Annotated in this window: 27 protein-coding genes; 9 read left to right on the forward strand and 18 right to left on the reverse strand. The window is 64.7% G+C overall.

Translation table 11 applies throughout. The annotated features are described in order from the left end of the window. Nucleotides 1–34: 34 nt before the first annotated feature. The 13 genes from OSH05_RS13020 to sdhC all read right to left on the reverse strand — a co-directional run bounded on the left by OSH05_RS13020 (nt 35) and on the right by sdhC (nt 9764). Nucleotides 35–508 (reverse strand): hypothetical protein, encoded by a 474-nt coding sequence (locus OSH05_RS13020; protein ID WP_104219766.1) that lies wholly within the window; start codon nt 506–508, stop codon nt 35–37. A gap of 6 nt (nt 509–514) precedes the next feature. Then, nucleotides 515–1708, reverse strand: a complete 1194-nt coding sequence (sucC, locus tag OSH05_RS13025; RefSeq protein WP_104219767.1) for an ADP-forming succinate--CoA ligase subunit beta — start codon at nt 1706–1708, stop codon at nt 515–517. Nucleotides 1709–1757: 49 nt separating this feature from the next. Beyond that, nucleotides 1758–2723, reverse strand: coding sequence for a malate dehydrogenase (mdh, locus tag OSH05_RS13030; RefSeq protein ID WP_104219768.1), 966 nt, complete (start codon nt 2721–2723; stop codon nt 1758–1760). A gap of 159 nt (nt 2724–2882) precedes the next feature. After that, on the reverse strand, nt 2883–4049 hold the full coding sequence (zapE, locus tag OSH05_RS13035) for a cell division protein ZapE (RefSeq protein WP_104219769.1): 1167 nt from the start codon (nt 4047–4049) through the stop codon (nt 2883–2885). Nucleotides 4050–4077: 28 nt separating this feature from the next. Then, a complete protein-coding gene (locus OSH05_RS13040; protein WP_207778768.1) occupies nt 4078–4632 on the reverse strand; it encodes an AprI/Inh family metalloprotease inhibitor in 555 nt (184 codons plus the stop codon). 232 nt (nt 4633–4864) lie between these two features. Next, nucleotides 4865–5251: a VOC family protein gene (locus OSH05_RS13045; protein ID WP_104219770.1), complete on the reverse strand. Its 387-nt coding sequence runs from the start codon at nt 5249–5251 to the stop codon at nt 4865–4867. Nucleotides 5252–5411: 160 nt separating this feature from the next. Then, nucleotides 5412–5594, reverse strand: coding sequence for a hypothetical protein (locus tag OSH05_RS13050; RefSeq protein ID WP_104219771.1), 183 nt, complete (start codon nt 5592–5594; stop codon nt 5412–5414). 86 nt (nt 5595–5680) lie between these two features. Beyond that, a complete protein-coding gene (locus tag OSH05_RS13055) occupies nt 5681–6460 on the reverse strand; it encodes a succinate dehydrogenase iron-sulfur subunit (RefSeq protein ID WP_104219772.1) in 780 nt (259 codons plus the stop codon). Nucleotides 6461–6487: 27 nt separating this feature from the next. After that, entirely contained in the window at nt 6488–6697 is a 210-nt protein-coding gene (locus tag OSH05_RS13060; protein ID WP_104219773.1) for a hypothetical protein, read from the reverse strand. Next, complete coding sequence (locus OSH05_RS13065; RefSeq protein WP_266352309.1) at nt 6694–7065, reverse strand: DUF3052 domain-containing protein; 372 nt, start codon at nt 7063–7065, stop codon at nt 6694–6696. Before OSH05_RS13065 ends, OSH05_RS13060 begins: the two co-directional genes overlap by 4 nt. Nucleotides 7066–7148: 83 nt before the next feature. After that, a complete protein-coding gene (sdhA, locus tag OSH05_RS13070; protein ID WP_104219775.1) occupies nt 7149–8972 on the reverse strand; it encodes a succinate dehydrogenase flavoprotein subunit in 1824 nt (607 codons plus the stop codon). Between the two features lies 1 nt (nt 8973). Continuing rightward, complete coding sequence (gene sdhD / locus OSH05_RS13075) at nt 8974–9351, reverse strand: succinate dehydrogenase, hydrophobic membrane anchor protein (protein ID WP_165801619.1); 378 nt, start codon at nt 9349–9351, stop codon at nt 8974–8976. 14 nt (nt 9352–9365) lie between these two features. Next, nucleotides 9366–9764 carry a succinate dehydrogenase, cytochrome b556 subunit gene (gene sdhC, locus OSH05_RS13080; protein WP_104219776.1) on the reverse strand — a complete coding sequence of 133 codons (399 nt, stop codon included), beginning with the start codon at nt 9762–9764 and terminating at the stop codon, nt 9366–9368. Nucleotides 9765–9963: 199 nt separating this feature from the next. Here sdhC and OSH05_RS13085 point away from each other — a divergent pair, with 199 nt between their 5' ends. From OSH05_RS13085 to OSH05_RS13100, 4 genes are all read left to right on the forward strand, one after another. Beyond that, complete coding sequence (locus OSH05_RS13085; RefSeq protein ID WP_104219777.1) at nt 9964–10344, forward strand: RidA family protein; 381 nt, start codon at nt 9964–9966, stop codon at nt 10342–10344. Nucleotides 10345–10445: 101 nt separating this feature from the next. Further along, nucleotides 10446–11558, forward strand: coding sequence for a 3-isopropylmalate dehydrogenase (leuB, locus tag OSH05_RS13090; RefSeq protein WP_104219778.1), 1113 nt, complete (start codon nt 10446–10448; stop codon nt 11556–11558). A 147-nt stretch (nt 11559–11705) separates the two neighbouring features. Continuing rightward, a complete protein-coding gene (rpmF, locus tag OSH05_RS13095) occupies nt 11706–11891 on the forward strand; it encodes a 50S ribosomal protein L32 (protein WP_104219779.1) in 186 nt (61 codons plus the stop codon). Nucleotides 11892–12058: 167 nt separating this feature from the next. Next, nucleotides 12059–13726, forward strand: a complete 1668-nt coding sequence (locus tag OSH05_RS13100; protein WP_104219780.1) for a bifunctional diguanylate cyclase/phosphodiesterase — start codon at nt 12059–12061, stop codon at nt 13724–13726. Nucleotides 13727–13734: 8 nt separating this feature from the next. Here OSH05_RS13100 and OSH05_RS13105 read toward each other — a convergent pair whose 3' ends face one another. The 4 genes from OSH05_RS13105 to OSH05_RS13120 all read right to left on the reverse strand — a co-directional run bounded on the left by OSH05_RS13105 (nt 13735) and on the right by OSH05_RS13120 (nt 16401). Next, complete coding sequence (locus tag OSH05_RS13105) at nt 13735–14025, reverse strand: 4a-hydroxytetrahydrobiopterin dehydratase (RefSeq protein ID WP_104219781.1); 291 nt, start codon at nt 14023–14025, stop codon at nt 13735–13737. Then, a complete protein-coding gene (thpR, locus tag OSH05_RS13110; RefSeq protein WP_104219842.1) occupies nt 14022–14564 on the reverse strand; it encodes an RNA 2',3'-cyclic phosphodiesterase in 543 nt (180 codons plus the stop codon). The genes OSH05_RS13105 and thpR overlap by 4 nt, the downstream gene beginning before the upstream one ends. 96 nt (nt 14565–14660) lie before the next feature. Then, the gene (locus OSH05_RS13115) at nt 14661–15710 is read right to left on the reverse strand and encodes an aldo/keto reductase (RefSeq protein ID WP_104219843.1); all 1050 of its coding nucleotides are present in this window, start codon (nt 15708–15710) and stop codon (nt 14661–14663) included. Between the two features lie 52 nt (nt 15711–15762). Continuing rightward, nucleotides 15763–16401 (reverse strand): arylesterase, encoded by a 639-nt coding sequence (locus OSH05_RS13120; protein ID WP_104219782.1) that lies wholly within the window; start codon nt 16399–16401, stop codon nt 15763–15765. A 68-nt stretch (nt 16402–16469) separates the two neighbouring features. On the opposite strand from OSH05_RS13120, the gene OSH05_RS13125 reads away from it, so the two are divergent. The 3 genes from OSH05_RS13125 (at nt 16470) to OSH05_RS13135 (ending at nt 20654) form a co-directional block, all read left to right on the forward strand. Further along, a complete protein-coding gene (locus OSH05_RS13125) occupies nt 16470–17198 on the forward strand; it encodes an ABC transporter ATP-binding protein (RefSeq protein ID WP_266352310.1) in 729 nt (242 codons plus the stop codon). Beyond that, nucleotides 17195–19729, forward strand: coding sequence for an ABC transporter permease (locus tag OSH05_RS13130; RefSeq protein ID WP_104219784.1), 2535 nt, complete (start codon nt 17195–17197; stop codon nt 19727–19729). Before OSH05_RS13125 ends, OSH05_RS13130 begins: the two co-directional genes overlap by 4 nt. 172 nt (nt 19730–19901) lie before the next feature. Further along, nucleotides 19902–20654 carry a Bax inhibitor-1/YccA family protein gene (locus OSH05_RS13135; protein ID WP_104219785.1) on the forward strand — a complete coding sequence of 251 codons (753 nt, stop codon included), beginning with the start codon at nt 19902–19904 and terminating at the stop codon, nt 20652–20654. Between the two features lie 73 nt (nt 20655–20727). Here OSH05_RS13135 and OSH05_RS13140 read toward each other — a convergent pair whose 3' ends face one another. After that, nucleotides 20728–21063 (reverse strand): DUF2794 domain-containing protein, encoded by a 336-nt coding sequence (locus OSH05_RS13140; RefSeq protein WP_266352400.1) that lies wholly within the window; start codon nt 21061–21063, stop codon nt 20728–20730. Nucleotides 21064–21650: 587 nt separating this feature from the next. Here OSH05_RS13140 and OSH05_RS13145 point away from each other — a divergent pair. Next, complete coding sequence (locus OSH05_RS13145) at nt 21651–22604, forward strand: acetyl-CoA carboxylase carboxyltransferase subunit alpha (protein ID WP_104219787.1); 954 nt, start codon at nt 21651–21653, stop codon at nt 22602–22604. Between the two features lie 132 nt (nt 22605–22736). Then, complete coding sequence (locus OSH05_RS13150; protein ID WP_207778769.1) at nt 22737–23930, forward strand: L,D-transpeptidase family protein; 1194 nt, start codon at nt 22737–22739, stop codon at nt 23928–23930. Nucleotides 23931–23957: the final 27 nt, after the last annotated feature.

Genomic DNA, 23957 nt, shown 5'->3' on the forward strand with positions numbered 1-23957 from the left:
GATCGGGACTCTCAGCGCCATTGTGTAGACTGCCTCAATCGAAAGAGTAGCCGACGAACAAGATGCCTTCGATCTCGTCATCTTTGTAGACGTTTAGGTAGACAGCACTGCCGCGTTCGATTGTGTTGGCAAAGGCCGTGCTGTCCTTTACCTGATTCCAGGTCGGCTTCTGGGTGCCGAAGTATTCTTGCACATCGCTCGGAAAAAGAGGGCGGGCCGTACAGATTGGTATGTCGTCGTCGCCGAGAGGCGAATCAGCGACGTTAAAGATATCGAGAATCGATCGGCTGCCATCTGCGGATCCGATTTCATTCAAAGCGTCGAACACAGCCTCGATTGATTCATGCTGCCGCCCAGGCGCTGGAGACTCGTCCGTTACGGGAAATTCCGGAAATTCAATAACAGGGTTATAGCGTCCCGCGTTGAATTCCCGTTCGCGCAGCTTCCCGAGAGCGGCGGAGACGTCGCTCTCGTAGGGCACGATATACCAATACGGATGCGCCCCCATTTTGGGTTATCCCCTCACAGCCTTGACGATCTTCTGGGCGGCGTCGTCGAGATCGTCGGCGGGGATCACGTTGAGCCCGCTCTCGCGGATGATCTGCTTGCCGAGTTCGACATTCGTGCCCTCGAGCCGAACGACCAGCGGAACCTTGAGCCCAACCGTCTTCACCGCGGCGATGACGCCGCGCGCGATGACGTCGCACTTCATGATGCCGCCGAAGATGTTGACGAGGATGCCCTTCACCTTCGGATCGGAGGTGATGATCTTGAAGGCTGCCGTCACCTTTTCCTCGGAAGCGCCGCCGCCGACGTCGAGGAAGTTGGCGGGCGATTCCCCATAGAGCTGGATGATGTCGAGCGTCGCCATGGCAAGGCCCGCGCCATTGACCATGCAGCCGATCGTGCCGTCGAGCGCGATATAGGCGAGGTCATACTTCGAGGCCTCGATCTCCTTCTGGTCCTCCTCCGTCTCGTCGCGTAGCGCGACGACGTCCGGATGGCGGTAGAGCGAGTTCGAATCGAACGACACCTTGGCGTCGAGCACCTTCAGATGCCCGTCCTTGGTGACGATCAGCGGGTTGACCTCCAGCATCGCCATGTCCTTGGCGACGAAGGCGGCATAGAGCTTGGAGACGACGTCGTAGGCTTCCTTGGCGAGCGGGCCGGAGAGGCCGAGCGCCTTGGCGACGGTGAGGCCGTGATGCGGCATGATGCCGGTCGCCGGATCGACGGAGAAGGTCTTGATCTTCTCGGGCGCCGAATGGGCGACTTCCTCGATGTCCATGCCGCCCTCGGTCGAAACGACGAAGGCGATGCGCGAGGTGGCGCGGTCGACGAGGAGGGAGAGATAAAACTCCTTCTCGATGTCCGAGCCATCCTCGACATAGAGGCGGTTGACCTGCTTGCCGGCCGGGCCGGTCTGGATCGTGACCAGCGTGTTGCCGAGCATCTGGCTCGCGAAGGCCTTGACCTCCTCGATCGACTTGGCGAGACGGACGCCGCCCTTCTCGCCAGCCGCTTCTTCCTTGAACTTGCCCTTGCCGCGGCCGCCGGCATGGATCTGCGACTTGACGACCCAGAGCGGGCCGCCCAGATCGCGCGCCGCTGCCTCGGCCTCGGCCGGCGTGAAGATGGCGACGCCGTTCGAGACGGGCGCACCAAAGCCCTTCAGCAACGCCTTCGCCTGATATTCATGAATGTTCATCGGTCACCTTCCGCCGTTCAGGCTAGTCGTTCAGGCCGGTCTTGGGCGATCAGGCGCCGAGCGCCGGGGCAATCTTCACGCAGGCATCGACCAGGCTCTCCACCGAGGCGACGGACTTGTCGAACATCGTCTTCTCGGCCTTGTTGAGCTCGATCTCGAGGATGCGCTCGACACCCGACGCGCCGATGACGATCGGCACGCCGATATAGCGCCCCTTGATGCCATACTGGCCGTCGAGATAGGCGGCGGCCGGGAGGACGCGCTTCTTATCCTTCAGATAGCTCTCGGCCATGACGATCGCCGAGGCTGCCGGGGCGTAGAAAGCCGAGCCGGTCTTCAGGAGGTTGACGATCTCGGCGCCGCCGTCGCGCGTGCGCTGGACGATTTCGTCGAGGCGCTTCTTCTCGATCCAGCCGAGCTTGACCAGATCGGTGAGCGGAACGCCAGCGACCGTCGAATAGCGGATGAGCGGTACCATGGTATCGCCGTGGCCGCCGAGCACGAAGGCGGTGACGTCCTCGACCGAGACTTTGAACTCCTCGGCGAGGAAATAGCGGAAGCGGGCGCTGTCGAGCACGCCGGCCATGCCGACCACCTTGCCCGTCGGCAGGCCCGAGAATTTCTGCAGCGCCCAGACCATCGCGTCGAGCGGATTGGTGATGCAGATCACGAAAGCGTCGGGCGCGTATTTCTTGATGCCCGCGCCGACCTGCTCCATCACCTGGAGATTGATGCCGAGGAGATCGTCGCGGCTCATGCCAGGCTTGCGCGGCACGCCGGCGGTGACGATGACGACGTCGGCGCCCTCGATCGCGGCATAGGAGGAGGCACCGGAGATCGATGCGTCGAAGCCCTCGACCGGCGAGGCCTCGGCGATATCCAGCGCCTTGCCCTGCGGAACGCCGTCGGCGATGTCGAAGAGCACGATGTCGCCGAGTTCCTTGAGGCCGGCGAGAAGGGCGAGCGTGCCGCCAATCTGACCAGAACCGATCAAGGCAATCTTAGCTCGAGCCATATGCAAGATCTCCCGATGGAGGTTTACCTAAACGTAAGGTCCACAGTCGGATGGCTGCCGGAACGAGGGCGGCATACCCCGATTGCGGCAACGGCGCAAGTCGAACTAAAGAGATGAGCCAAGGAATTCTGCCGTCGTTCGGGCAAGGTGACGTTTACGTCACGTCTCGACGATGAACCCGCGATGGCCCAAATTCGAATAGTCCTGCGAGCGCATTTCGGTCAGGCGCGAGGCGGTGCGGGCAAACTCGAAGGCCTCGGTTCCGCTGTCGGCGACATAGATCCCGTCCGGCTCCGCCGCGGCCGAAACCACCAGCTTCACCTGGCCGTCATAGAGCGCGTCGATCAGCGTGATGAAGCGCTTGGCCTCGTTGCGCCGGGCGGCATCCATGATCGGGACATGGTCGATGAGCACGGTATCGAAGGCGTGGGCGATGGCGAGATAGTCGCTCGGGCCCAGCGGCCGGGCGCAGAGATCGGCGAAGTCGAAACGCGCAATGCCCTTGGCCGCGCGCGGAACGGCAACGTCGCGGCCGAGCACGGCGAGGGTCGTCGGCGATCCCGGGTCGTCATTCGTCAGCCGCGCCCAGGCCTCGTCCATGGCCGCATCGGCATCCGGTCCGAGCGGCGTGAGATAGACCTTCAGCCGGCGTGTCTTTTCCTGCCGGTAATCCGTCCGCGCGCCGAGGCGCACGATCTCGACGCGCTCCTTCAAGAGGCCGATGAAGGGCAGGAAATGGTCGCGGTTGAGCCCGCCGCGATAGAGATCGTCGGGGGCGACGTTGGACGTTGCGACCATGATGATGCCGCGGGCGAAAAGCTGGGTGAACAGGCGGCCGAGGATCATCGCGTCGGCGATGTCGGTCACGGAAAATTCATCGAAGCAGAGCAGCTCGGTCTCGTCGGCGATCTCGCGCGCGACGATCGGGATCGGGTCGTCGCCCTTCACCGAGCCGGCCTTGATCGCCTCGCGCACCCGGAAGACGCGGCCATGCACATCGGCCATGAAATCGTTGAAGTGGGCGCGGCGCTTCTTCTCGATGACGGCATTCGCGAAGAACAGGTCCATCAGCATGGTCTTGCCGCGGCCGACCTCGCCATGGACATAGAGGCCCCGAATGTCGGTCGCCGCCTTGTCGCGCTTGCCGAACAGCCAGCCGAGCGAGCTCGATTTCCGTGCCAGGCGCCGCGTGGCGAGGCGCAGGTTCAGCGCGTCGAACTTATCGACGAGGGCGCGCTGCGCCCCGTCTTCCTCGACGTCGCCGGCCGCGATCAGCCGGTCATAGGCCGTGGCGACGAGCGGCGAAAGGTGCGCGTCCTGGCTCACGCGAGCCCTCCCGCAGCGGATGGCTCGATCAGCGGTAGAAGGAGATAGCCTGGGACGAAACCGTCTGGCCGTTGAAATGGTTGTTTCCGCCCGAGGACAGCCGGGCCACCGGGGCGCCGCCCTGTCCGGCGAGCACGACCTCGCTGCCGGAGAGGCTCCAGGCCGAAATCCCCTTCAACGACGGCGACTGGCAACCTCGCGTCGAGGCGCGATAGCCACCCGTCCAACTCGTCAGCGTCATGAAGAGCTGGCAATTGTCGGAGCCCGACGAAAGCGTCCATCCGCCGAGAAGGTCCGTGCGGCCGATTTCGGCGCCGGACGCGACAGAGGGGGTCATAGGAGCGGCCGGGGCAGCCGGGGTCGTCGCGGCATTCGGATCCGCCGGCGGAAGCGTCGCGACGGCATTCGGATCGGTCACAGGCGGGGGCAGGGCGGTCTTCTCGATCGGAACCGACGCGACCGGAGGCAGCGTGTCGCTCTCCGGCTGCGACCGGTCCATCGGACCGAGGCCGACGGCTCCGAAGGATCCGCAACCGGCAAGCGCCGTCATCAGCAGCAGCGGCGCGAAACGGCCGAGTCGCATGACCTTCTCCATTCTCGATCCCCTGATCCCTTTATCGGCCGAATCGAGCCGCATTGCGGCAGGCTAGTCCGGAAGGCGAACGACATCGTGTTCGCCGCGCATGCCAATTGAGGTGAAACCGCGCCATTTCGGGACGGCTCCGACGTTGGAGCGCGCAATAATCCATCTCGTCCGCAACGACAAGGCATTCGCTGCCACAGCGGGAGAATTTGCCGCCGGTGCGACTTGCCGGTCATTCCGGGTGGTGGCAGCACGCCTCGATATTGTGTCCGTCGGGATCGAGAACAAAGGCGCCGTAATAATTTGGATGGTACATGGCGCGGATGCCCGGAGGGCCATTGTCTGTTGCCCCGGCAGCGAGGGCCGCCGCGTAGAACGCGTCCACCGCCGCACGGCTGGAGGCGGCGAATGCCAAATGGAGATGAGGCGTCGTCCGGCCGCCTTCCCAGATCCAGAAGTCAGGCTTCCCGGACGCACCGAAGCCCGCGCCCTTCAGCTTCGCCTCCTCCGGAATGTGCATCACCACGGAAATTCCGAGCGGCGCCAACGCCGATTCGTAGAATGCGAGCAGCTTGTCAAAGTCGCTCACCTGCACGCCGATATGGTCGAATGTCGCCATCTTCACCCCCTTCGCAGAATCCGCTCCAGACCAACCGCTGCAATATACCGGAAACGGCGCTCGTTGCGTGGAGCGGCTGGCCGTGTCTACGATCCCTCGCGAATTCTCTGAAAAAGGGGCCGCCGCTCTACCGATGCGGCGCCGCTGGAGGCGGCATCCGTCAGAGGTCGCGTTCGGCGGGGTAAAGCGTCAAATTGAATTCGGCCGCCTTGGCGACGATCTCGTCCATCGGGCGGTGCATCGCCTGGCTGATGATCTCGGCCGGCACCCTGACGCCCGCCAGTTCGCGGAGCCGGTCGATCGCCTCGATGGTCCAGCGCGGTCCTGCGTCTACGATTTGCATGGTCTGTCCTCCGATCCGGCCCCCATCGAAAGCAAACGTTCGGTGGGCCGCAACGGTTCCCGGCCGATTGGCCGGACGAAGCGGCGTCAGACCCTTCTCTCGACCATCATCTTCTTGATCTCGGCAATCGCCTTCGCTGGGTTCAAACCCTTCGGGCAGGTCTGCGCGCAGTTCATGATGGTGTGGCAGCGATAGAGGCGGAACGGATCCTCGAGATTGTCGAGGCGCTCGCCCTTGGCTTCATCGCGTGAATCGATCAGCCAGCGATAGGCCTGCAGCAGCACGGCCGGACCGAGATACCGGTCGCCATTCCACCAGTAGCTCGGGCAGGATGCCGAGCAGCAGGCGCAGAGGATGCACTCATAGAGCCCGTCGAGCTTCTCGCGGTCGGCATGGCTCTGCAGCCATTCCTTTTCGGGCTCCGGCGTCGCGGTCTTGAGCCAGGGCTCGATCGAGCGGTGCTGGGCGTAGAAATTGGTGAGGTCGGGCACGAGGTCCTTCACCACCGGCATATGCGGCAGTGGATAAATCTTCACCGCGCCCTTCACGTCGTCGATGCCCTTGGTGCAGGCGAGCGTGTTGGAGCCGTCGATATTCATGGCGCACGAGCCGCAGATGCCCTCGCGGCAGGACCGGCGGAAGGTCAGCGTCGGGTCGACTTCGTTCTTGATCTTGATCAGCGCATCCAGAACCATCGGCCCGCAATCGTCGAGATCGACGAAATAGCTGTCGACGCGCGGATTGGCGCCGTCGTCCGGGCTCCAGCGATAGATGCGGAACTCGCGGACATTGTTGGCGCCTTTCGGCCGTTCCCAGGCCTTGCCTTCGTTGATCGTCGAGTTCTTGGGGAGCGTGAGCTGGACCATCGGCCTGCCTGATGATTGCGGTTCGGACTATTCGTATTTCGGATATTCGACGCAGCGCGGCTCTTTTTCGCCTGTCGTGACGACGACGTCATAGCGCTTGGCGGTGCGACGCGACGTATAGCGATAGACTGCGAAGCTGCGCCCGAGATGGTCGCGACCATCGCCCATCGGGCCGCGGATCATCTCGGCTTCCATGGCCGCAAAGTCGGAGTAGGGAATATCGATGCCTGCGCTCATCGACGCTCCTTCCGGATCACCAGTTTCAGCCCCGACCATATAGCGTCGACGGCGGCAACCTTGACATCGACGAGGTCGATGGAAAGCGCCGCAGCGCGAACGGTATCCTCGGTGACGTCGGTCGCAACCTTCGATGCCTTCTTGGGCCACGACACCCAGATCATTCCGTCACGGCGGATCGCGTCCTGCAGGCGGGGCAGGCCCGTCGTCAGTTCTTCAGCCTGTTTGGTGAAGGCATGGATCGCATCGAAGGATCGATCGTCTCCAAATCGTTCGGCCCAGGACGACGCCATGGCAACGCTGTTGAACGGAACGGAATCGGCAAGGCTTGCGAGTTCATCCGGCAGACCAATGAAGGCAACCGCCATCCCTGGCTTGAAGCCGAGCTTCTCGGGGAGCGAGCGCCCCGAATAACCAGCCTGAGGGATGGGTGCGGTCGCCAACATTGTCCTCAGTACACGCGAGCCTTGGGCTCGATATAGGCGATGTCGTTTGACATGGTGTAGGTGTGCACCGGCCGATCGTCGAGCGTCACCGTCTTGGCGTCGGCGTCGATCGAGGCGAGCGAATGCTTCATCCAGTTGACGTCGTCGCGGTTCGGGAAATCCTCGCGGGCGTGGGCGCCGCGTGATTCCTGCCGGTTCTGCGCCGAATCCATCGTGACGACGGCCTGGACGATCAGATTGTCGAATTCGAGCGTTTCGACGAGGTCGGAATTCCAGATCAGCGACCGGTCCGTGACGCGCACATCGTCGGACGCCTTCCAGACATCGTGAATCAGGCCGTGTCCTTCGTCGAGTACCTCGCCGGTGCGGAACACGGCGCAGTTCGACTGCATGACCTTCTGCATGTTGAGCCGGAGCTCGGCCGTCGGCGTGCCGCCGGAAGCGTAGCGCAGGCGGTCGAGGCGGGATATCGCAGCCTCGCCCACGGTCGGCCCGAATTCAGGCTGCTTCTCGCCGGGGCGTATCGTCTCAATGCAGCGCAGAGCCGCGGCACGGCCAAAGACGACGAGATCGGTGAGCGAATTGGAGCCGAGGCGATTGGCGCCATGAACGGAGACGCAGGCCGCCTCGCCAACGGCCATCAAGCCCGGCACGACTGTATCCGGATCGCCGCCGACCTTGGTCAGCACCTCACCGTGATAATTGGTCGGGATGCCGCCCATATTGTAGTGGACGGTCGGCAGGACCGGGATCGGCTCCTTGGTCAGGTCGACGCCGGCGAAGATCTTGGCGCTTTCCGAAATGCCGGGCAGACGCTCGGCCAGCAGCGCCGGGTCGAGATGGTCGAGGTGAAGGTGGATATGATCCTTTGCCTTGCCGACGCCGCGACCCTCGCGGATTTCCATGGTCATGGCGCGCGAGACGACGTCGCGCGAGGCGAGGTCCTTGGCGGAGGGAGCATAGCGCTCCATGAAGCGCTCGCCGGCCGAATTGGTGAGATAGCCACCTTCGCCGCGCGCTCCCTCGGTGATCAGGCAGCCGGCGCCATAGATACCGGTCGGATGGAACTGCACGAATTCCATGTCCTGAAGCGGCAGGCCGGCGCGCAGCACCATGCCGCCGCCGTCGCCGGTGCAAGTATGGGCCGAGGTCGCCGAGAAATAGGCGCGGCCATAGCCGCCGGTAGCGAGGATCGTCTTGGTCGCGCGGAAGCGATGCAGCGTGCCGTCGTCGAGGCAAAGCGCCACGACGCCGCGGCAAACGCCGTCCTCCATGATCAGGTCGATCGCGAAATACTCGATGTAGAACTCGCACGCATGGCGCAGCGACTGGCCATAGAGCGTGTGCAGGATGGCATGGCCGGTGCGGTCGGCGGCGGCGCAGGTGCGCTGGGCGATGCCCTTGCCGAAATTCGTCGTCATGCCGCCGAAGGGCCGCTGGTAGATCTTGCCGGCCTCGGTGCGCGAGAAGGGCACGCCGAAATGCTCGAGCTCATAGACGGCGGCAGGGGCGTGGCGGACGAGATATTCGATCGCGTCCTGATCGCCGAGCCAGTCCGACCCCTTGACGGTGTCGTACATGTGGAAGCGCCAATCGTCCTCGCCCATATTGCCGAGCGCGGCCGAGATGCCGCCCTGCGCTGCCACGGTGTGGCTGCGGGTCGGGAACACCTTGGTGATGCAAGCGGTCTTTAGCCCGCCCTCGCTGGCGCCGAGAGCGGCCCGAAGGCCAGCGCCGCCAGCGCCGACGACGACGACGTCGAACGTATGGTCGATGAAGGGATAGGCGCGGCCATTGGTGGCCGTCGCGCTGCCATTGGCTTCCGCCATGTCAGCCTCCGAAGCTGATCTTGAGGAGGGCGAGCGCGGTGGCAAGGCCGACCGCGACCGAGAAGAACGAGTTGGCGATGACGGCGGCGACGAGCGCGGCGCCATGGAAATAATCCTCGATGATCACCTGCATGCCGAGCTTCATATGCCAGGCTCCGGCGCCCACCATGAGGATCATCAGCAGCGCCACGAAGGGGTTGGCGAGCACCGCCACCACATCCGGATAGGGCCGTCCCGCGATCGCGATTAGCAGGATCAGGAAACCGGTGACGAGGATGGCGAGCGCGGCGCCGGTGACGCGTTGGTGCCAGAAATGCTCCGTTCCCGCCTTGGCCGAGCCGAGGCCACGGACGCGGGAGAGTGGCGTTCTCATCGACATGAAGGTCGCCTCTTTCAGTGGATGAGCAGGCCGACGATCCAGACGAGGACCGTCAGAATCGCGGATGCGATGATGTTGGCGTAGGCGAGATTGTCGCGCGCGCTCTTCGAGAAGCCGGCGCCAAAATCCCAGACGAAGTGGCGCAGGCCCCCGAGCAGGTGATGGATCAGGGCCCAGCTATAGCCGAACAGCACGAGACGGCCGATCCAGGATCCGAACACGGCATTGGCGACATCGAAATAGGCCGGGCCGGCGGCGGCGGCGATCAGCCACCAGGCCAGAAGAAGCGTTCCGAAATAGAGCGCGGCGCCTGTGACGCGATGCAGGATCGACATCGTCATCGTGATGGGCCAGCGATAGACCTGCAGATGGGGGGAGAGCGGACGGCCCGGCTTCGCCTCGGAATTCGACATATTTTCGACCCTCGATAGCTTACGTTTACGTAAGCTTCCTCCCTCAAGAGAATTTAGATCGGTTCTAGCGGCATTGTAAGGCGCGGTCAAAAACCTTTCGATATCCGCGTCGATCCAACGCTATAGCATTCGCTTCGCCGGGCGGGGTGCGGAGCTTTCCCAGAATCGTACTGGCCATCGGGACGAAGGAGGTAGTGACATGACGCGACGCCTGATTTCTACCGGCTCGACCTTCGAAAAAATCGCCGGATATTCCCGTGCCGTGGTGCAGGGACCGTGGTGCTTCGTCGCCGGTACGACCGGCTACGATTATGCCACGATGATCATGCCTGAGGCAGTCGAGGAACAGACGAGAAACGCCATGGCGACGATCGAAAAGGCGCTCGCCGAGGGCGGCTTCACGCTCTCCGACGTCGTTCGCGTCCACTATTATCTGAAGGATGCGGCCCTGGTTGATTCGGTCTTCGAGATCGTCGGCGGCTTCTTCGCCGATATCCGGCCGGCGGCGACCATGCTCATCTGCGATCTGGTCGACCCGGAGATCCTGATCGAGATCGAGGTCACCGCGCTCAAGAGCTGAGTCTCCCATGCAGGAGCAACTTGCATAGCGGCGCCCTCGGCTTTATCGCTCGTCGCCTATCGCCACGCTGCGCAGACATAGACCGACGAAAGAACCGTTCCATGACCAGCTATAACCTCCTCCTCCTGCCGGGTGACGGCATCGGTACCGAAATCATGGCCGAGGTGCAGACGGTCATTGACTGGTTTTCCAAGCGTGGCGTCGCCTCGTTCGAATATGAGCAGGACCTCGTCGGCGGGTCGGCCTATGACGCCCATGGCAAGGCTGTATCCGAGGCGACCATGGCCAAGGCGCTTGCAGCCGACGCCGTGATGTTCGGCGCGGTCGGCGGTCCGAAATGGGCCGACGTTCCCTATGAGGTGCGTCCCGAGGCAGCGCTGCTGCGGCTCCGGAAGGACCTCGCGCTGTTCGCCAATCTGCGCCCGGCGATCTGCTATCCGGCGCTGGCCGACGCCTCTTCGCTGAAGCGCGACTTGGTCGAGGGCCTCGATATCCTCATCGTGCGGGAACTCACCGGCGGCGTTTATTTCGGCGAGCCGAAGGAGATCGTGACGCTGGAGAACGGACAGAAGCGCGCCGTCGATACGCAGCTCTACACGACGCCCGAGATCGAGCGCATCGCCCGTGTCGCCTTCGATCTCGCCCGCACCCGCGGCAGCCGGGTCGCGTCGGCCGAGAAGCACAATGTGATGAAGAGCGGCGTGCTGTGGAAGCAGATCGTGACGCGGATCGGTAAGGAAGAATATGCCGATGTCGCGCTCGAACATGTGCTCGCCGACAATTGCGCCATGCAGCTCGTGCGCCGGCCGAAGCAGTTCGACGTCATTGTCTGCGACAATCTCTTCGGCGATATCCTCTCCGACGTCGCGGCGATGCTGACCGGCTCGCTCGGCATGCTGCCTTCGGCTTCGCTCGGCGCGCCGGATGCCACGACCGGCCGGCGCAAGGCGCTCTATGAGCCGGTGCATGGTTCGGCGCCGGACATCGCCGGCCAGGGCATCGCCAATCCGATCGCGATGATCGCTTCCTTCGCCATGGCGCTGCGCTATTCCTTCGGCCTGGTGGAAGCCGCCGACCTGCTCGACCGCGCCATCGCCGGCGTGCTCGGCAAGGGGTTGCGCACCGCCGACATCTTCACCGAGGGCACGACCAAGGTCGGAACCCACGCGATGGGTTCGGCGATCGTCGCGGAGTTGGATGCGCTCTCGGCTTGAGGACGCAGTCGCCCGCGAAGTTTTTGCGCGGTCCGGCTGGTCAAGCCGGGCCGACCTCTGTATAAGGCCGCATTCAAAATCCACTGCGATGCCCTGCCGGGCGGCGCGCCGCCGGTTTGTAGGCGTTGTGACGAAGGAAGACGAGAAATGGCAGTTCCGAAGCGAAAGACGTCGCCGTCGAAGCGCAATATGCGCCGTTCGCACGACGCCCTGTCCCAGCCGACCTATACCGAAGACAAGAACTCGGGCGAGCTGCGCCGTCCGCATCACATCGACCTGAAGACCGGCATGTATCGCGGCCGTCAGATCCTGACGCCGAAGAGCGAGAGCTGATCTTATCAGCGGATGCTGCTGAAGGCCGGCCTTGCGCCGGCCTTTTTGTTTGATGACTGTCCGGCTGCCGCGGGGGTGATTGCGGCGCGTTTCCTGACGTGAGAGTGTCGGCGCTCCAACGGAAAGTTGTGTTGCCGCCGCTTGGCTGCGACGGGTGGGGGCGTCGAATGCCGAAGGAGAGCCTGCCCGTCGAGCAGATCCTCGCGAGGATCGGTGAGGCTGCCTATCGCTGGTCGATCGCCGAAGACCGGATCGAATGGAGCGACGGCGCGGCGGCCGTGTTCGGGCTCGTCTCGATGGAGAGCCTCGCGACGGGAAGTGACTTTGCCGGCCTCGTCGAGAAAGCCAGCGGTGTTTCCCGCTCCGATCATATTCTCACCTCGTCGATCCAAGATCCAGGTGACGGGGTTTCCTACCAGATCGAATATTCGGTGCGTCCCTTCGGCCCAGACGGTCCCTTGCTATGGATCGAGGATTGCGGTCGTTGGTACGCCGATGGCGGCAGGCAGGCCGCGCGGGCCGAGGGCGTCGTGCGCGTCGTCAATGAACGCCACGCGCGGGAGGAGCGGCTCGCCTTCCTCTCGCGCTATGACGAGGAGACCGGCCTTTTCAACCGCTCGCACCTGCTCGATCGCCTTGATGAGGCAATCGAGCAGTCGCTGAAGCTTCGCGTTCCGTCCGCCTTCCTGGTGGTGGCAATCGACAATCTGCTGCTGATCCACGAAGCCTATGGCATGCATGCCGCCGATCTGGTCCTCGCTGCCGTCGCGCAGCGAATCCGTGGCCGATTGCGGGAGAGCGATGTCATCGGACGCTTTGCGCCGGACCGGATCGGCATCCTGCTCAATCATTGCGAAGAAAATGAAATGTCGATCGCGGCGGAGCGCTTCATCGCCGCCGTGGGCGAAGATGTCGTCACGACGGACGACGTATCGATATCGGTAACCATATCGATCGGGGCGGTTGCGATACCGCGCCATGCGCGGCGGCGGGAAGAGGCCATCGAGCGGGCGCTGGAGACGCTGGCGCTTGTCGGCGCCAGTGGTTCGGGGCGGTTCATGGCGTTCGCCTCGTCCCTTGCCCGGGCCGAGGAGCGCAAGGACAATGCCGAGCTATCGCGCCAATTGGTGGGCGCGCTCGCCGAAGGGCGGCTGAAACTTGCCTTCCAACCCGTGATCGATATAGCCACCCGCCAGCCGGTCTACCACGAGGCGCTGCTCCGCCTCGTCCAGCCGGATGGAGCCGTCGCTCCCGCGGCGCAAATTGTGCCGCTGGCCGAGCGGCTCGGCCTATCGCGCCTCTTCGATCTCGCCGTGCTCGATCTCGTCTTCGGCACGCTGGCGCAAGACGCGGAGGCGGTCCTCTCCGTCAATGTGGCCCCCGAGACGGCCGCCGGGCCGGACTGGCTGGCGAAGTTGGCTGATGGGCTCTCGCGCATTCCCGGAGCGGGGCGCCGCCTCATTGTCGAGCTCACCGAGGTGAGCGCGATTCGCAACCTCGACGACATGACGAAGTTCGTTGCGCGGCTTCACGATCTCGGCGTGCGCCTTGCCATCGACGATTTCGGCGCCGGCTATACCTCGTTTCGCAGCCTTCGGGCGCTCAAGGTCGACATCGTCAAAATCGATGGCAGCTTCGTCGAGAACCTGGCTTCCTCACCTGAAGACCAGCTCTTCGTGCGCCATCTCGCCGGTCTCGCTTCCGAACTCGGCATCGAGACGGTCGCCGAATGGGTGACGGATGAGGAGTCGGTCCGGATGCTGGCGGGCTGGGGCGTACAAAGGCTGCAGGGCGACGCCTTTGGCGGGGCCACCTTCACGCCTGTTTTTGGATAGGCGGCGACTCAGCCGGCCGCAAAAACGTCCATCCGGCCGGCCAGTTCGAAGTCCTTCGCCGTCAGGCCGCCGGCATCATGGGTCGTGAGCGTCACGGTGACGGTCTTGTAGGCATTCGACCAGTCCGGGTGGTGGCCGAGGCTTTCGGCCGCGAGCGCCACGCGGGTCATGAAGCCGAAGGCCTCGCTGAAATCTGCGAACACGAAGGTACGCGTGATGGCGTCGCCCGAATGGTCCAGCTTCCAGCCCTTGAGCCGGGCGAGTGCCGCGTCGCGCTCGGCGGCGCCGAGGCGTTTCATGCTGCTTCCGCCAGCGGATAGGTCTGTTCCACCAGATAGGGTCCGCCGCCGGTCGAATCCTTCGACGAGAGCAGGACGAAGCGGTTCACCTCGAAGGGGCCGGCGAAGAAGCCGCCGCGCAGGGCCAGATAGTCGGCGAGTTCGCGCTGCGGCGTCCCGCGGAGGCGCGCCAGGGTGACATGCGGCGTGAAGCGGCGTCCCTCCGGCGGAAGGCCGATCTTCTGGATGATCCGCTCATGCTCGGCCTGCAATTCGGCCAGCGCCCGCGACGGCGCCACTTTCGCGACCAGCGAATGCGGCTTCGACGTGCCGAAGGCGGTCAGTCCGTCGAATTGCAGCTCGATGTCCCGCCGCTTCACGCGCGAGAGGGCATCGACGATCTCGTCGGCGGTACGGAAGTCGATATCGCCGATGAAGCGCAATGTGACGTGGTAATTTTCCGCGTCGATCCAGCGGCCTCCCGGCAGGCCGCCCCGCAACAGGGACAGCCTGTCTCCCACTTCGGCCGGAACTTCGAGCGCGGTGAAAAGGCGCGGCATCGGCATCCCCCTTTGCAGGAATCGACGAAGGATGTCGAAAGCATTGCGGTTTGGCCGCAGCCTGTAAAGCCGCAATTGCCGCCGCGCCCTGTCGCCTCAGGGGCTGGGGTTGCCGACGAGCTGGTGAACGGCGTCGATCGCCGCCGCGATTTCGGGCGTGATCGCGACGTCCACCGAATCAACGTCGGCGGCGAGCTGCTCCATCGTCGTGGCGCCGATGATGTTGGACGTGACGAAGGGTCGCGTGGTGACGAAGGCGAGCGCCATTTGCGACGGATCGAGGCCGAAGTCACGCGCGACCTTCAGATAGGCGTCGATCGCGGCCTCGGTTCCGGGCTTCTCATAACGATCACCGCGCTTGAAGAGCGTGGTGCGGGCGCCAGCGGGACGCGCGCCGCCTTGGTATTTTCCGGAGAGATAGCCCTGCGCCAGCGGCGAATAGGCGAGGAGCCCGACCTGCTCGCGCTCCGCGATCTCGGCGAGGCCGACCTCGAAGGTGCGGTTCAGGAGGTTATAGGCGTTCTGGATCGAGACGACGCGCGGGCCCTTGCCGCTTTCGGCAGCGAACACGAACTTCATCGTGCCCCAGGCGCTCTCATTGGAAAGACCAACATGGCGGATCTTGCCGGCGCGAACCAGATCGTCCAGCACGCCCAGCGTCTCCTCGATCGGCACTTCGTCGACCGCGGGCTGCGGTGGGTCGTAGCGGGTCGGGTTCGAGCCCCAGAGCGAGACGTGGCGATCGGGCCAGTGCAGCTGGTAGAGGTCGATATAGTCCGTGCCGAGCCGCTTCAGACTACCCTCGATGGCGTGGAGGATGTCCTCGCGCACGAGGCGGGAGGAGCGGCCGCCGCGGAACCAGTCCATCGCGGTGCGGCCGACGACCTTGCTCGCCAGGATGACCTTGTCGCGGTTGCCGCGCGCCTTGAACCAGGACCCGATGATCCGCTCGGTCGAGCCATGCGTCTCGGCCTTGGGCGGGATCGAATAAAGCTCAGCCGTATCGAAGAAATTGATGCCGCGATCCAGCGCGTAGTCCATCTGCTGATGGCCTTCGGCCTCGGTGTTCTGCTGGCCCCAGGTCATGGTGCCGAGGCAGATCTCAGACACGGCGAGATCGGTTCGTCCGAGCGGGCGATATTTCATGAAGGGCTCCGTCAGGCCTGCGCCTGGCATGGTCGGTGGGAGGAGGGCGCCGTCAGTGCGGAATTTCCGCGATCAGGCGCTCCACGGCGGGAAAGATTCGCTTGACGATCACCGCAACGCCCGCCCGGTTGGGGTGGAGGCCATCCGCCTGGAGGAGGGCGGGCTGGCCGGCGACGCCGTCGAGGAAAAAGGGATATAGCATCGCGCCATATTGCTCGGCCAGTTGCTCGTAGATCGGCTCAAAACGCGCAGCATAGTCAGGCCCGAGATTGGGCGCGGCGCGCATGCCCACGAGCAGCACGGGCAGCTTCTTTGCCTTCAGCTGCTTCAGGATCGAGCCCAGCGCAGCCCGCGTCTCGGCTGGATCGAAGCCGCGCAGCATGTCGTTGGCGCCCAGCTCGACGATCACTGCATCCGCGCCCTCGCCGAGCGACCAGTCGAGCCGTGCGAGGCCGCCCGCCGCCGTGTCGCCCGAGACGCCGGCATTGACGATCTCTACATCCTGTCCCCACGATTTCACCGCTGCCTGCAACTGGTCGGTGAAGCCCTCGCCGGGGCCGAGGCCGTAGCCGGCCGTCAGACTGTCGCCGAGGGCGACGATCCGGACCGCCGCCGCGCGGGCGGGCACGGTAGTGACCGCGAAGGCCGCGACGACGAGGAGTAGCGAAAGAAGGGCTGGGGCCTTTATCATTGTTGCATTGCACCCATATGGAACCGATGTGCCGGGATCGGCGCGCACGCAATATAGGGCAGCCGATCGTGAGCCAACCATACCGAGACGCCTCTTTTGCCGTCGAAGTCGAAAATGTCGAGCTTTCGCTCGGATCGGGCGCGGCCCGCGTCCACATATTGAAGGGCGTTTCGCTCCAGGTTGCTTCCGGCACGTCGCTTGCCCTGGTCGGGCCGTCCGGATCTGGAAAATCGACTCTGCTCATGGTGATGGCGGGGCTGGAGCGGATCGATGCGGGGCGGCTTGTCGTGGCCGGAGAGGACCTGTCCGGGGCCGATGAGGACAGGCTGGCGCGGTTCCGGCGTCGCAATGTCGGGATCGTGTTCCAGTCTTTCCATCTCATTCCCAACATGACGGCGCTCGAAAACGTCGCCGTACCGCTGGAACTCTCAGGCGTGCGCGATGCCTTCGAGCGGGCCGAGGCCGAGTTGAAGCTCGTCGGGCTCGGCGCGCGGTTGCATCATTATCCCGGCGCGCTGTCGGGCGGCGAGCAGCAGCGCGTCGCCATAGCCCGCGCGCTGGTGGCGCAGCCGGCGATCGTCTTCGCCGATGAGCCGACCGGCAATCTGGATGAGGCGAATGGCCGGCAGATCGCGGAGCTGCTGTTCACCTCAGCCGCGGCACGCGGGGCGACGCTGATCCTCGTCACGCATGATCCAGCGCTGGCCGGCCGATGCGAGCAGACCGTCCGCGTCCATTCGGGCCGGCTGGAGGAGCCGCAGGTTCGTTCGGCCGCCGCCCGGAGTGCGGCCGAATGAACCGCGCCGCCGGCTCGGCCGTGTGGCTGCCGCTCCGCTTCGCCTTCCGCGAGCTGCGCGGCGGCCTTTCGGGCTTCGTCGTATTCCTCGCCTGCATCGCTCTGGGCGTCGCAGCGATTGCCGCGGTCGGATCGGTGTCGCGCTCGATGACGGAAGGGTTGGCGCGCGAGGGGCGGGCGATCCTTGGCGGCGACGTCGCCTTCACGCTGGTGCAGCGCCAGGCCAATCCGGCCGAACTCGCCTTCCTGCGTTCCAAGGGCGATATCTCCGAGATCGCGTCCCTGCGCGGCATGGCCCGCCGCGCCGACGGCTCGGACCAGACGCTGGTCGAGGTGAAGGCGGTGGATGCCGCCTATCCGCTCTATGGGGCCATTGAGGCGGAGACTGGGACGGCCACTCTTGATTCTGCCGCGCCGCTCGCCGCCCTGGCCGATCCCGAACTCTTTACTCGTCTCGATCTCAAGGTTGGCGACACGATCGATCTGGGCACTGCGCGGCTGACGCTCGTCGGATCGATTGGCAGCGAACCCGACAAGCTGGCGACCGGCCTCGGCTTCGGCCCGCGGCTGCTTGTCACGCGTGCGGCTCTGGATGCGGCGAAACTCGTCCAGCCCGGCAGTCTGGTGCAATGGAGCTACCGCCTGCGTCTTCCCGCCGATAGCGACCCGGCCGCTTTGGTCGAGGCGGCGAAAGTCGCGTTTCCCGATGCCGGCTGGCAGATCCGCACGCGTGACGACGCCTCGCCGGGCCTTCGGCGTAGCATCGACCAGTTCACGCAATATCTGACGCTGGTCGGCCTCGCCGCGCTGGTCGTCGGCGGCGTCGGTGTCGCCAATGCGGTTGCGGCCTTCATCGATCGAAAAAGGCCCGTGATCGCGACGATGCGCTCGCTGGGCGCCGAGTCGCGTTTCGTCGTCGCGCTCTATCTCTGCCAGATCCTGCTGATCGCCCTGGTCGGCATCGCCATTGGCCTCGTCGTCGGGGCGCTGGTGCCGGTGGTGGCGATCCGATTCCTGGCCGATGTGCTCCCGGTCGGGGCCGAGAGCGGGCTGCATCTCGCTTCGCTCGCCACGGCGGCACTCTATGGCCTCGTCACGGCGCTCGCCTTCGCGCTGCTGCCGCTAGGGCGTATTCCCGATGTCGCGCCCGCTTCCCTGTTCCGCGACATGAACGGATCGGAGCGTAGCCGGATCCGGCTTTCCTTCCTCGCCGGGGCGCTGGCCGCCAGCGCCGTGCTTGCCGCGCTGGCCGTGTGGCTTGCCTATGACCGGCGGATCGCGATCGTCTTCGTCGTCGCCATCGCCGCTTCGTTCCTGGTGCTGCGCGGAATCGGCTGGCTGGTGATGGCGCTCGCCAAGCGGTCGCCGCGGCCAGCCTCGACCGAATGGCGCTATGCGATCGGCAATCTGCATCGGCCTGGCGCGTTGACCCCTTCGGTGATGCTGTCGCTCGGGCTCGGCCTTGCCCTCATCGTCACGCTGGCGCTCATCGACGGCAGCCTGCAGCGGCAACTCAAGGGCTCGATGCCGGCCAACGGGCCGAGCTTCTTTTTCCTCGATATCCAGCGCGACCAACTTGAGCCGTTCTCGACCTTCCTGAAACAGGCGGCGCCCGGCGGGAGGATCGAGAGCGTGCCGATGCTGCGCGGGCGGATCACCCGCGTCGCCGGCACGCCGTCCGACCAGGTGAAACCGGCGGCCGACAGCGCCTGGGTGCTGCAGGGCGATCGCGGCGTCACCTTCTCGGCGACCCCGCCGAAGAACTCGCGCATCGTCGAGGGTGAATGGTGGAAGGACGATGCGAGGGAGCCGCTGGTCTCGATGGAGGCCGGCGTCGCGCGTGGCCTAGGCTTGAAGGTCGGCGACACAATCACCGTCAATGTGCTGGGGCGCGAGATCACGGCGAAGATCGCCAATCTGCGCCAAGTCGACTGGGAGAGCCTCGCGATCAATTTCGTCATGGTGTTCTCGCCGTCGACCTTTGCCGGTGCGCCCTATACGGCGCTGACGACGCTGTCGCTGCCCGGCACGCCGGATGCGGCGCGGGAAGCCTCGCTGATGCGGGACGTGGGCAAAGCCTATCCTACGGTTACGGCGATCCGCGTGCGCGAAGCGCTCAACCGGGTATCGTCGATCCTGGAGCAGCTCATGGTGGCGATCCGTGCCGCTTCTTCGGTCGCGCTCGCCGCTTCGGTGCTGGTCCTCGCCGGCGCGCTGGCGGCAGGGCTGCAGGGCCGGCTGCGCGATACGGTGATCCTGAAGACGCTGGGCGCCACCCGGCGGCAGCTTCTCTTCGCCTTCGGCTATGAATATGGCCTGCTCGGGCTCTGCGCCGCCGTGTTTGGTGTCGGCGTCGGCTCGCTCGCCGCCTTTGCCGTCGTGGCCGGCGTCATGAAGCAGAGCTTCTTCTATTCGCCGGCGGAAGCCCTTGCCGCCGCCGTGGCGGCGGTTGTGCTCACCGTACTGCTGGGTCTTCTCGGTACCTGGCGCCTGCTCGGCCGCAAGGCCGCGCCGGTGCTCAGAAACCTATAGGCTCCGCCGCCCGCTTCGTTTACGATCGCCCCCGAACCGACATGCCGTCCTCTTGCGCCTAGAGGGGGCAGGGGCCATATCGCGGGCATATCCCTTCCGATGCGGCTCAAGGGCAGGCAAGGGCGGGAATGCTGCGCCGATGGCGCGGGCAAGATTTTCGGAGAGGACTTCGATGGCAGATTTCGACAATCGCGTTTCACCGTTTGGCGCGGCGCGTGCCGGAACCGGTGTTATCGACCAGGGCCTGCGCTCCTACATGCTGCAGGTCTATAATTACATGGCGATCGGCCTGCTGATCACCGGCGCCGCCTCGATCGGCATGTTCAAGCTGGCCTTCGTCGACAATGGCGGCGTGATCGAGCGCACCGCGCTCGGACAGACGCTGTTCAGCGGCCCGCTGATGTGGGTCATCATGCTGGCGCCGTTCGCGCTGGTGATGGTGCTGTCCTTCGGCATCCAGAAGATGTCGGTGGCGACGGCGCAGCTGACGTTCTGGGTCTATTCGGCGCTAATGGGCGTGTCGCTGACGACGATCTTCGTCCTCTACACCGCCCAGTCGGTCACGCAGGTGTTCTTCATCACCGCCGCGACCTTCGGCGCGATGAGCCTTTATGGCTACACGACCAAGCGGGATCTGACCGGTTTCGGTTCGTTCCTGTTCATGGGCCTGATCGGCATCATCATTGCCTCGATCGTCAATATCTTCGTCGGATCGTCGGCCCTCGGCTTCGCGATCTCGATCCTAGGCGTGCTCATCTTCGTCGGCCTTACCGCCTACGACACGCAGAAGATCAAGGAGATGTACTCGGTCAATGACGACGGCACGCTCGCCGGCCGCAAGGCGATCATGGGCGCGCTGACGCTCTATCTCGACTTCATCAACCTGTTCCTGATGATGCTGCGTCTGTTTGGCGATCGCCGCTGATCCATCGTCACCGCAGAGACAAGAAGGGCGCGGTCTCGGCTGCGCCCTTTTTCTATGGGGCGGCTGGATGGGCTCAGCCCTCGACCAGCTTCAGCTGTTTGTCCAGGATGGTCAGCACCTGGCGCAGATCATGGCCGCGCTTCATGATGTAGCCCCCCGCGGCGATGACGGAATAGGCGCCTTGGCGGCGATCGAGCGAGGGGTCCTTCTCGACGCGGAACAGCGGCATTTCCGAGGTGCGGCGGAAGATCGAGAACACCGCTTTGTCCTTCAGATGGTCGATCGCGTAGTCGCGCCATTCTCCAGCCGCAACCATGCGGCCATAGACGCGGAGAATCTGGTTGAGCTCATGGCGGTCGAAGGCGACATAGCGGGGGGAGGGCGGAGCTCGTCCGGCGAGCGCGACCAGCGTCGCGCCGCCCCCGGCTATCGGCTCGTCGTCGCTTCCGCTCAATCGCGCCTCCCTTCGGCCGCTCGCAAATGCCCTGTCTTGGTCCTGTCATGATCGCGCCGAAGTCCCTGGCTGGCAAGGCTGAAGCCCTGTTGTCCTCGGCGCACCGCCAGGCGCCCGCTCTCACGAAGCCGTGAAGGTCGGGGCGCATTTTTCATCGTTTTGCCCTTTTTCGGCCCGCCACCAGCCGCAATGCGGGACGATTTTAGCATCATGGTTTCAGACGGTCCGGTTTGGCGGGAACTTCGGAATTTCTCAGCCCCCCAGCCCCCCGAGGTTCTCTTGCCGAACCGGACCACCTTTTGCCATCGGGCGGCAGAGTATCGCCGCCCGCTTGTCGACCTCCCCTGGGCCGGCGAAACCCCCGATCGCCGACCCTTCGACAAGAATGCGCGCCCTCGTGGCGCGCTTTTTGTTGTTGGATCAAGGCCGCCGCGGTCGCCGCTTCAGCTTGACACCGCAAGGCCTTGCAGCCAGTGTGCGCCCGCTTTCGGGGTGTCGGTCCTGCCGTCCCCGGGTCGATCTTGCCTCGTTCGCAGGTCTGGATGATAACCTTTCTCGAATTCGAAAAGCCGGTCGCCGACCTTCAGGGTAAGGTTCAGGAATTGCGTGCCCTCGGCGAGAGCGGCAATGCGGTTGCCATCGGCGAAGAGATCGCCAAGCTGGAGGCGAAGGCCGCCCAGGCGCTGGTCGATATCTATGGCAAGCTGACGCCGTGGCAGAAGACGCTCGTCGCCCGCCATCCTGACCGCCCGCATTTCGTCGACTATGCCGAGCACCTCTTCACGGATTTCACGCCGCTGGCCGGCGATCGGAAATTTGCCGAGGACAAGGCGATCCTCGCCGGTTTCGGCCGTTTTCGCGACCGTCCTGTGGCGATCATCGGCCAGGAGAAGGGCCATGATACCGAGACGCGGCTGCGCCATAATTTTGGCATGGCTCGTCCCGAGGGCTACCGCAAGGCGGTCCGCATCATGGAACTCGCCGAGCGCTTCGATCTGCCTGTGATCACGCTGGTCGATACGGCCGGCGCCTTTCCCGGCATCGATGCCGAGGAGCGCGGTCAGGCCGAGGCGATTGCGAGATCGACTGAGGCGGCACTGTCGCTGGCGGTGCCGAGCGTCTCGGTCATCATCGGGGAGGGTGGATCGGGCGGGGCCATCGCGATCGCCACCGCCAGCAAGGTCGTGATGCTGGAGCACTCGATCTACAGCGTGATTTCGCCCGAAGGCGCAGCGTCGATCCTGTGGCGGGATGCGACGCGGGCGCAGGACGCGGCGACCAACATGAAGATCACCGCGCAGGATCTCTATCGCTTCGGCGTTATCGACCAGATCGTGCCGGAGCCCGTAGGCGGCGCCCATCGCGACGCGCCTGCGGCGATCGCTGCCGTCGGCGATGCCATCGGCGCGTCGCTTGCCGCGCTGGAAGGTCTTTCCGGCGCGGAGTTGAAGCGCCAGCGCCGCGAGAAGTTTCTTGCGATCGGCCGCAGCCTTTGACACGATTCCGCCGGTCTTGCGGGTAATGCTCCGCGCGTCGATTCGGGGTATGGCGGGCCGTGGCGTCGCCGACCCTGTCGTGTCGCAGGCGCCTTCCACCCCGGATGGAGCGGCGATGCTTGAGGGAAGTTCATGCAGGCATCCGACCTGATCACGCGCATCTGCCGCGGGGCCTTGCTCCTGATGGCTGTGCTGCTGCTGGCCGCCTGCCAGGAATCCGGCATTCCGAAAGACCAGAAGCCCGTCTCGGCGAAGCTTACCGCCAAGATGGAAAAGCTGGAGATGGACCCGAAGTCGCCGATCTATATCCGCGCCTTCAAGGAATCCTCTGAACTCGAAGTCTGGAAGCAGCGTCGCGACGGCCAATATGCGCTGCTCACGACCTATTCGATCTGCAAATGGTCCGGCAAGCTCGGCCCCAAGATCAAGGAAGGCGACCGGCAAGCGCCGGAGGGCTTCTACACGATCACGCGCGGCCAGATGAACCCGAATTCGAGCTATTATCTATCGTTCAATATCGGCTTCCCCAACGCTTTCGACCGCTCGCTCGGTCGCACCGGCACTAACATCATGGTCCACGGAGCTTGCTCTTCGGCGGGCTGCTATTCCATGACCGACGAGGCGGCGGGCGAGATCTACGCTCTGGCGCGCGATGCCTTCTACGGCGGGCAGCGTGCCTTCGAGGTGCATCTCTATCCGTTCCGCATGACGCCCGAGAACATGGCGAAGCATCGCAACGACCCGAATTTCGATTTCTGGGTGATGCTGAAAGAGGGGAACGACCATTTCGAGGTGACCAAGAAGGTCCCGGTCGTCCAGGTGTGTAACAAGCGCTACGTCTTCGACGTGGATGCCGGCGGCGCGGCGCTCAACGCCAGCGCGCCCTGTCCGCCCTACAGCGTTCCGGCCTGGCTCGACGCCGCCGTGAAGCAGAAGCAGACGCAGGACAACGCTGCCTTCCAGATCGCCTCGGCCAGGTTCCAGGCCGAAGATCAGGCTGCCAGCGCCAAGGCCGCGGCAGACGCGCAGAAGAAGGCCGCTGAGGCCGAAGCCGCCGCCGCGAAGGCCGCGGCTCCCGCCGTCGCGGACGTACCGGCTGCGGAAGCCGCTCCGGCGCTTGCCGAGGCGGCCGGTGTTGCCACGGCGCCCGCCAGCGCCGAATCCCCTGACGTCGTCATGGCCGCCGTCGGCGGAGTGCCCGCGCCGGAAATGCCACTGCCTGTCCCTTCGCCGCTGCGCCCCGTGTCCGCGCCAGCGGCCGAGACGCCGCCGCCGGCCAAGGGCAATTTCCTGCAGCGTCTCAAGATCAAGATGCCCTGGGGCTAAGCGTCAACCTGGCGCCGGCAGGCGCAC

It is taken from the genome of Kaistia algarum (genome assembly GCF_026343945.1).
In the GTDB taxonomy this organism is placed as follows: domain Bacteria; phylum Pseudomonadota; class Alphaproteobacteria; order Rhizobiales; family Kaistiaceae; genus Kaistia; species Kaistia algarum.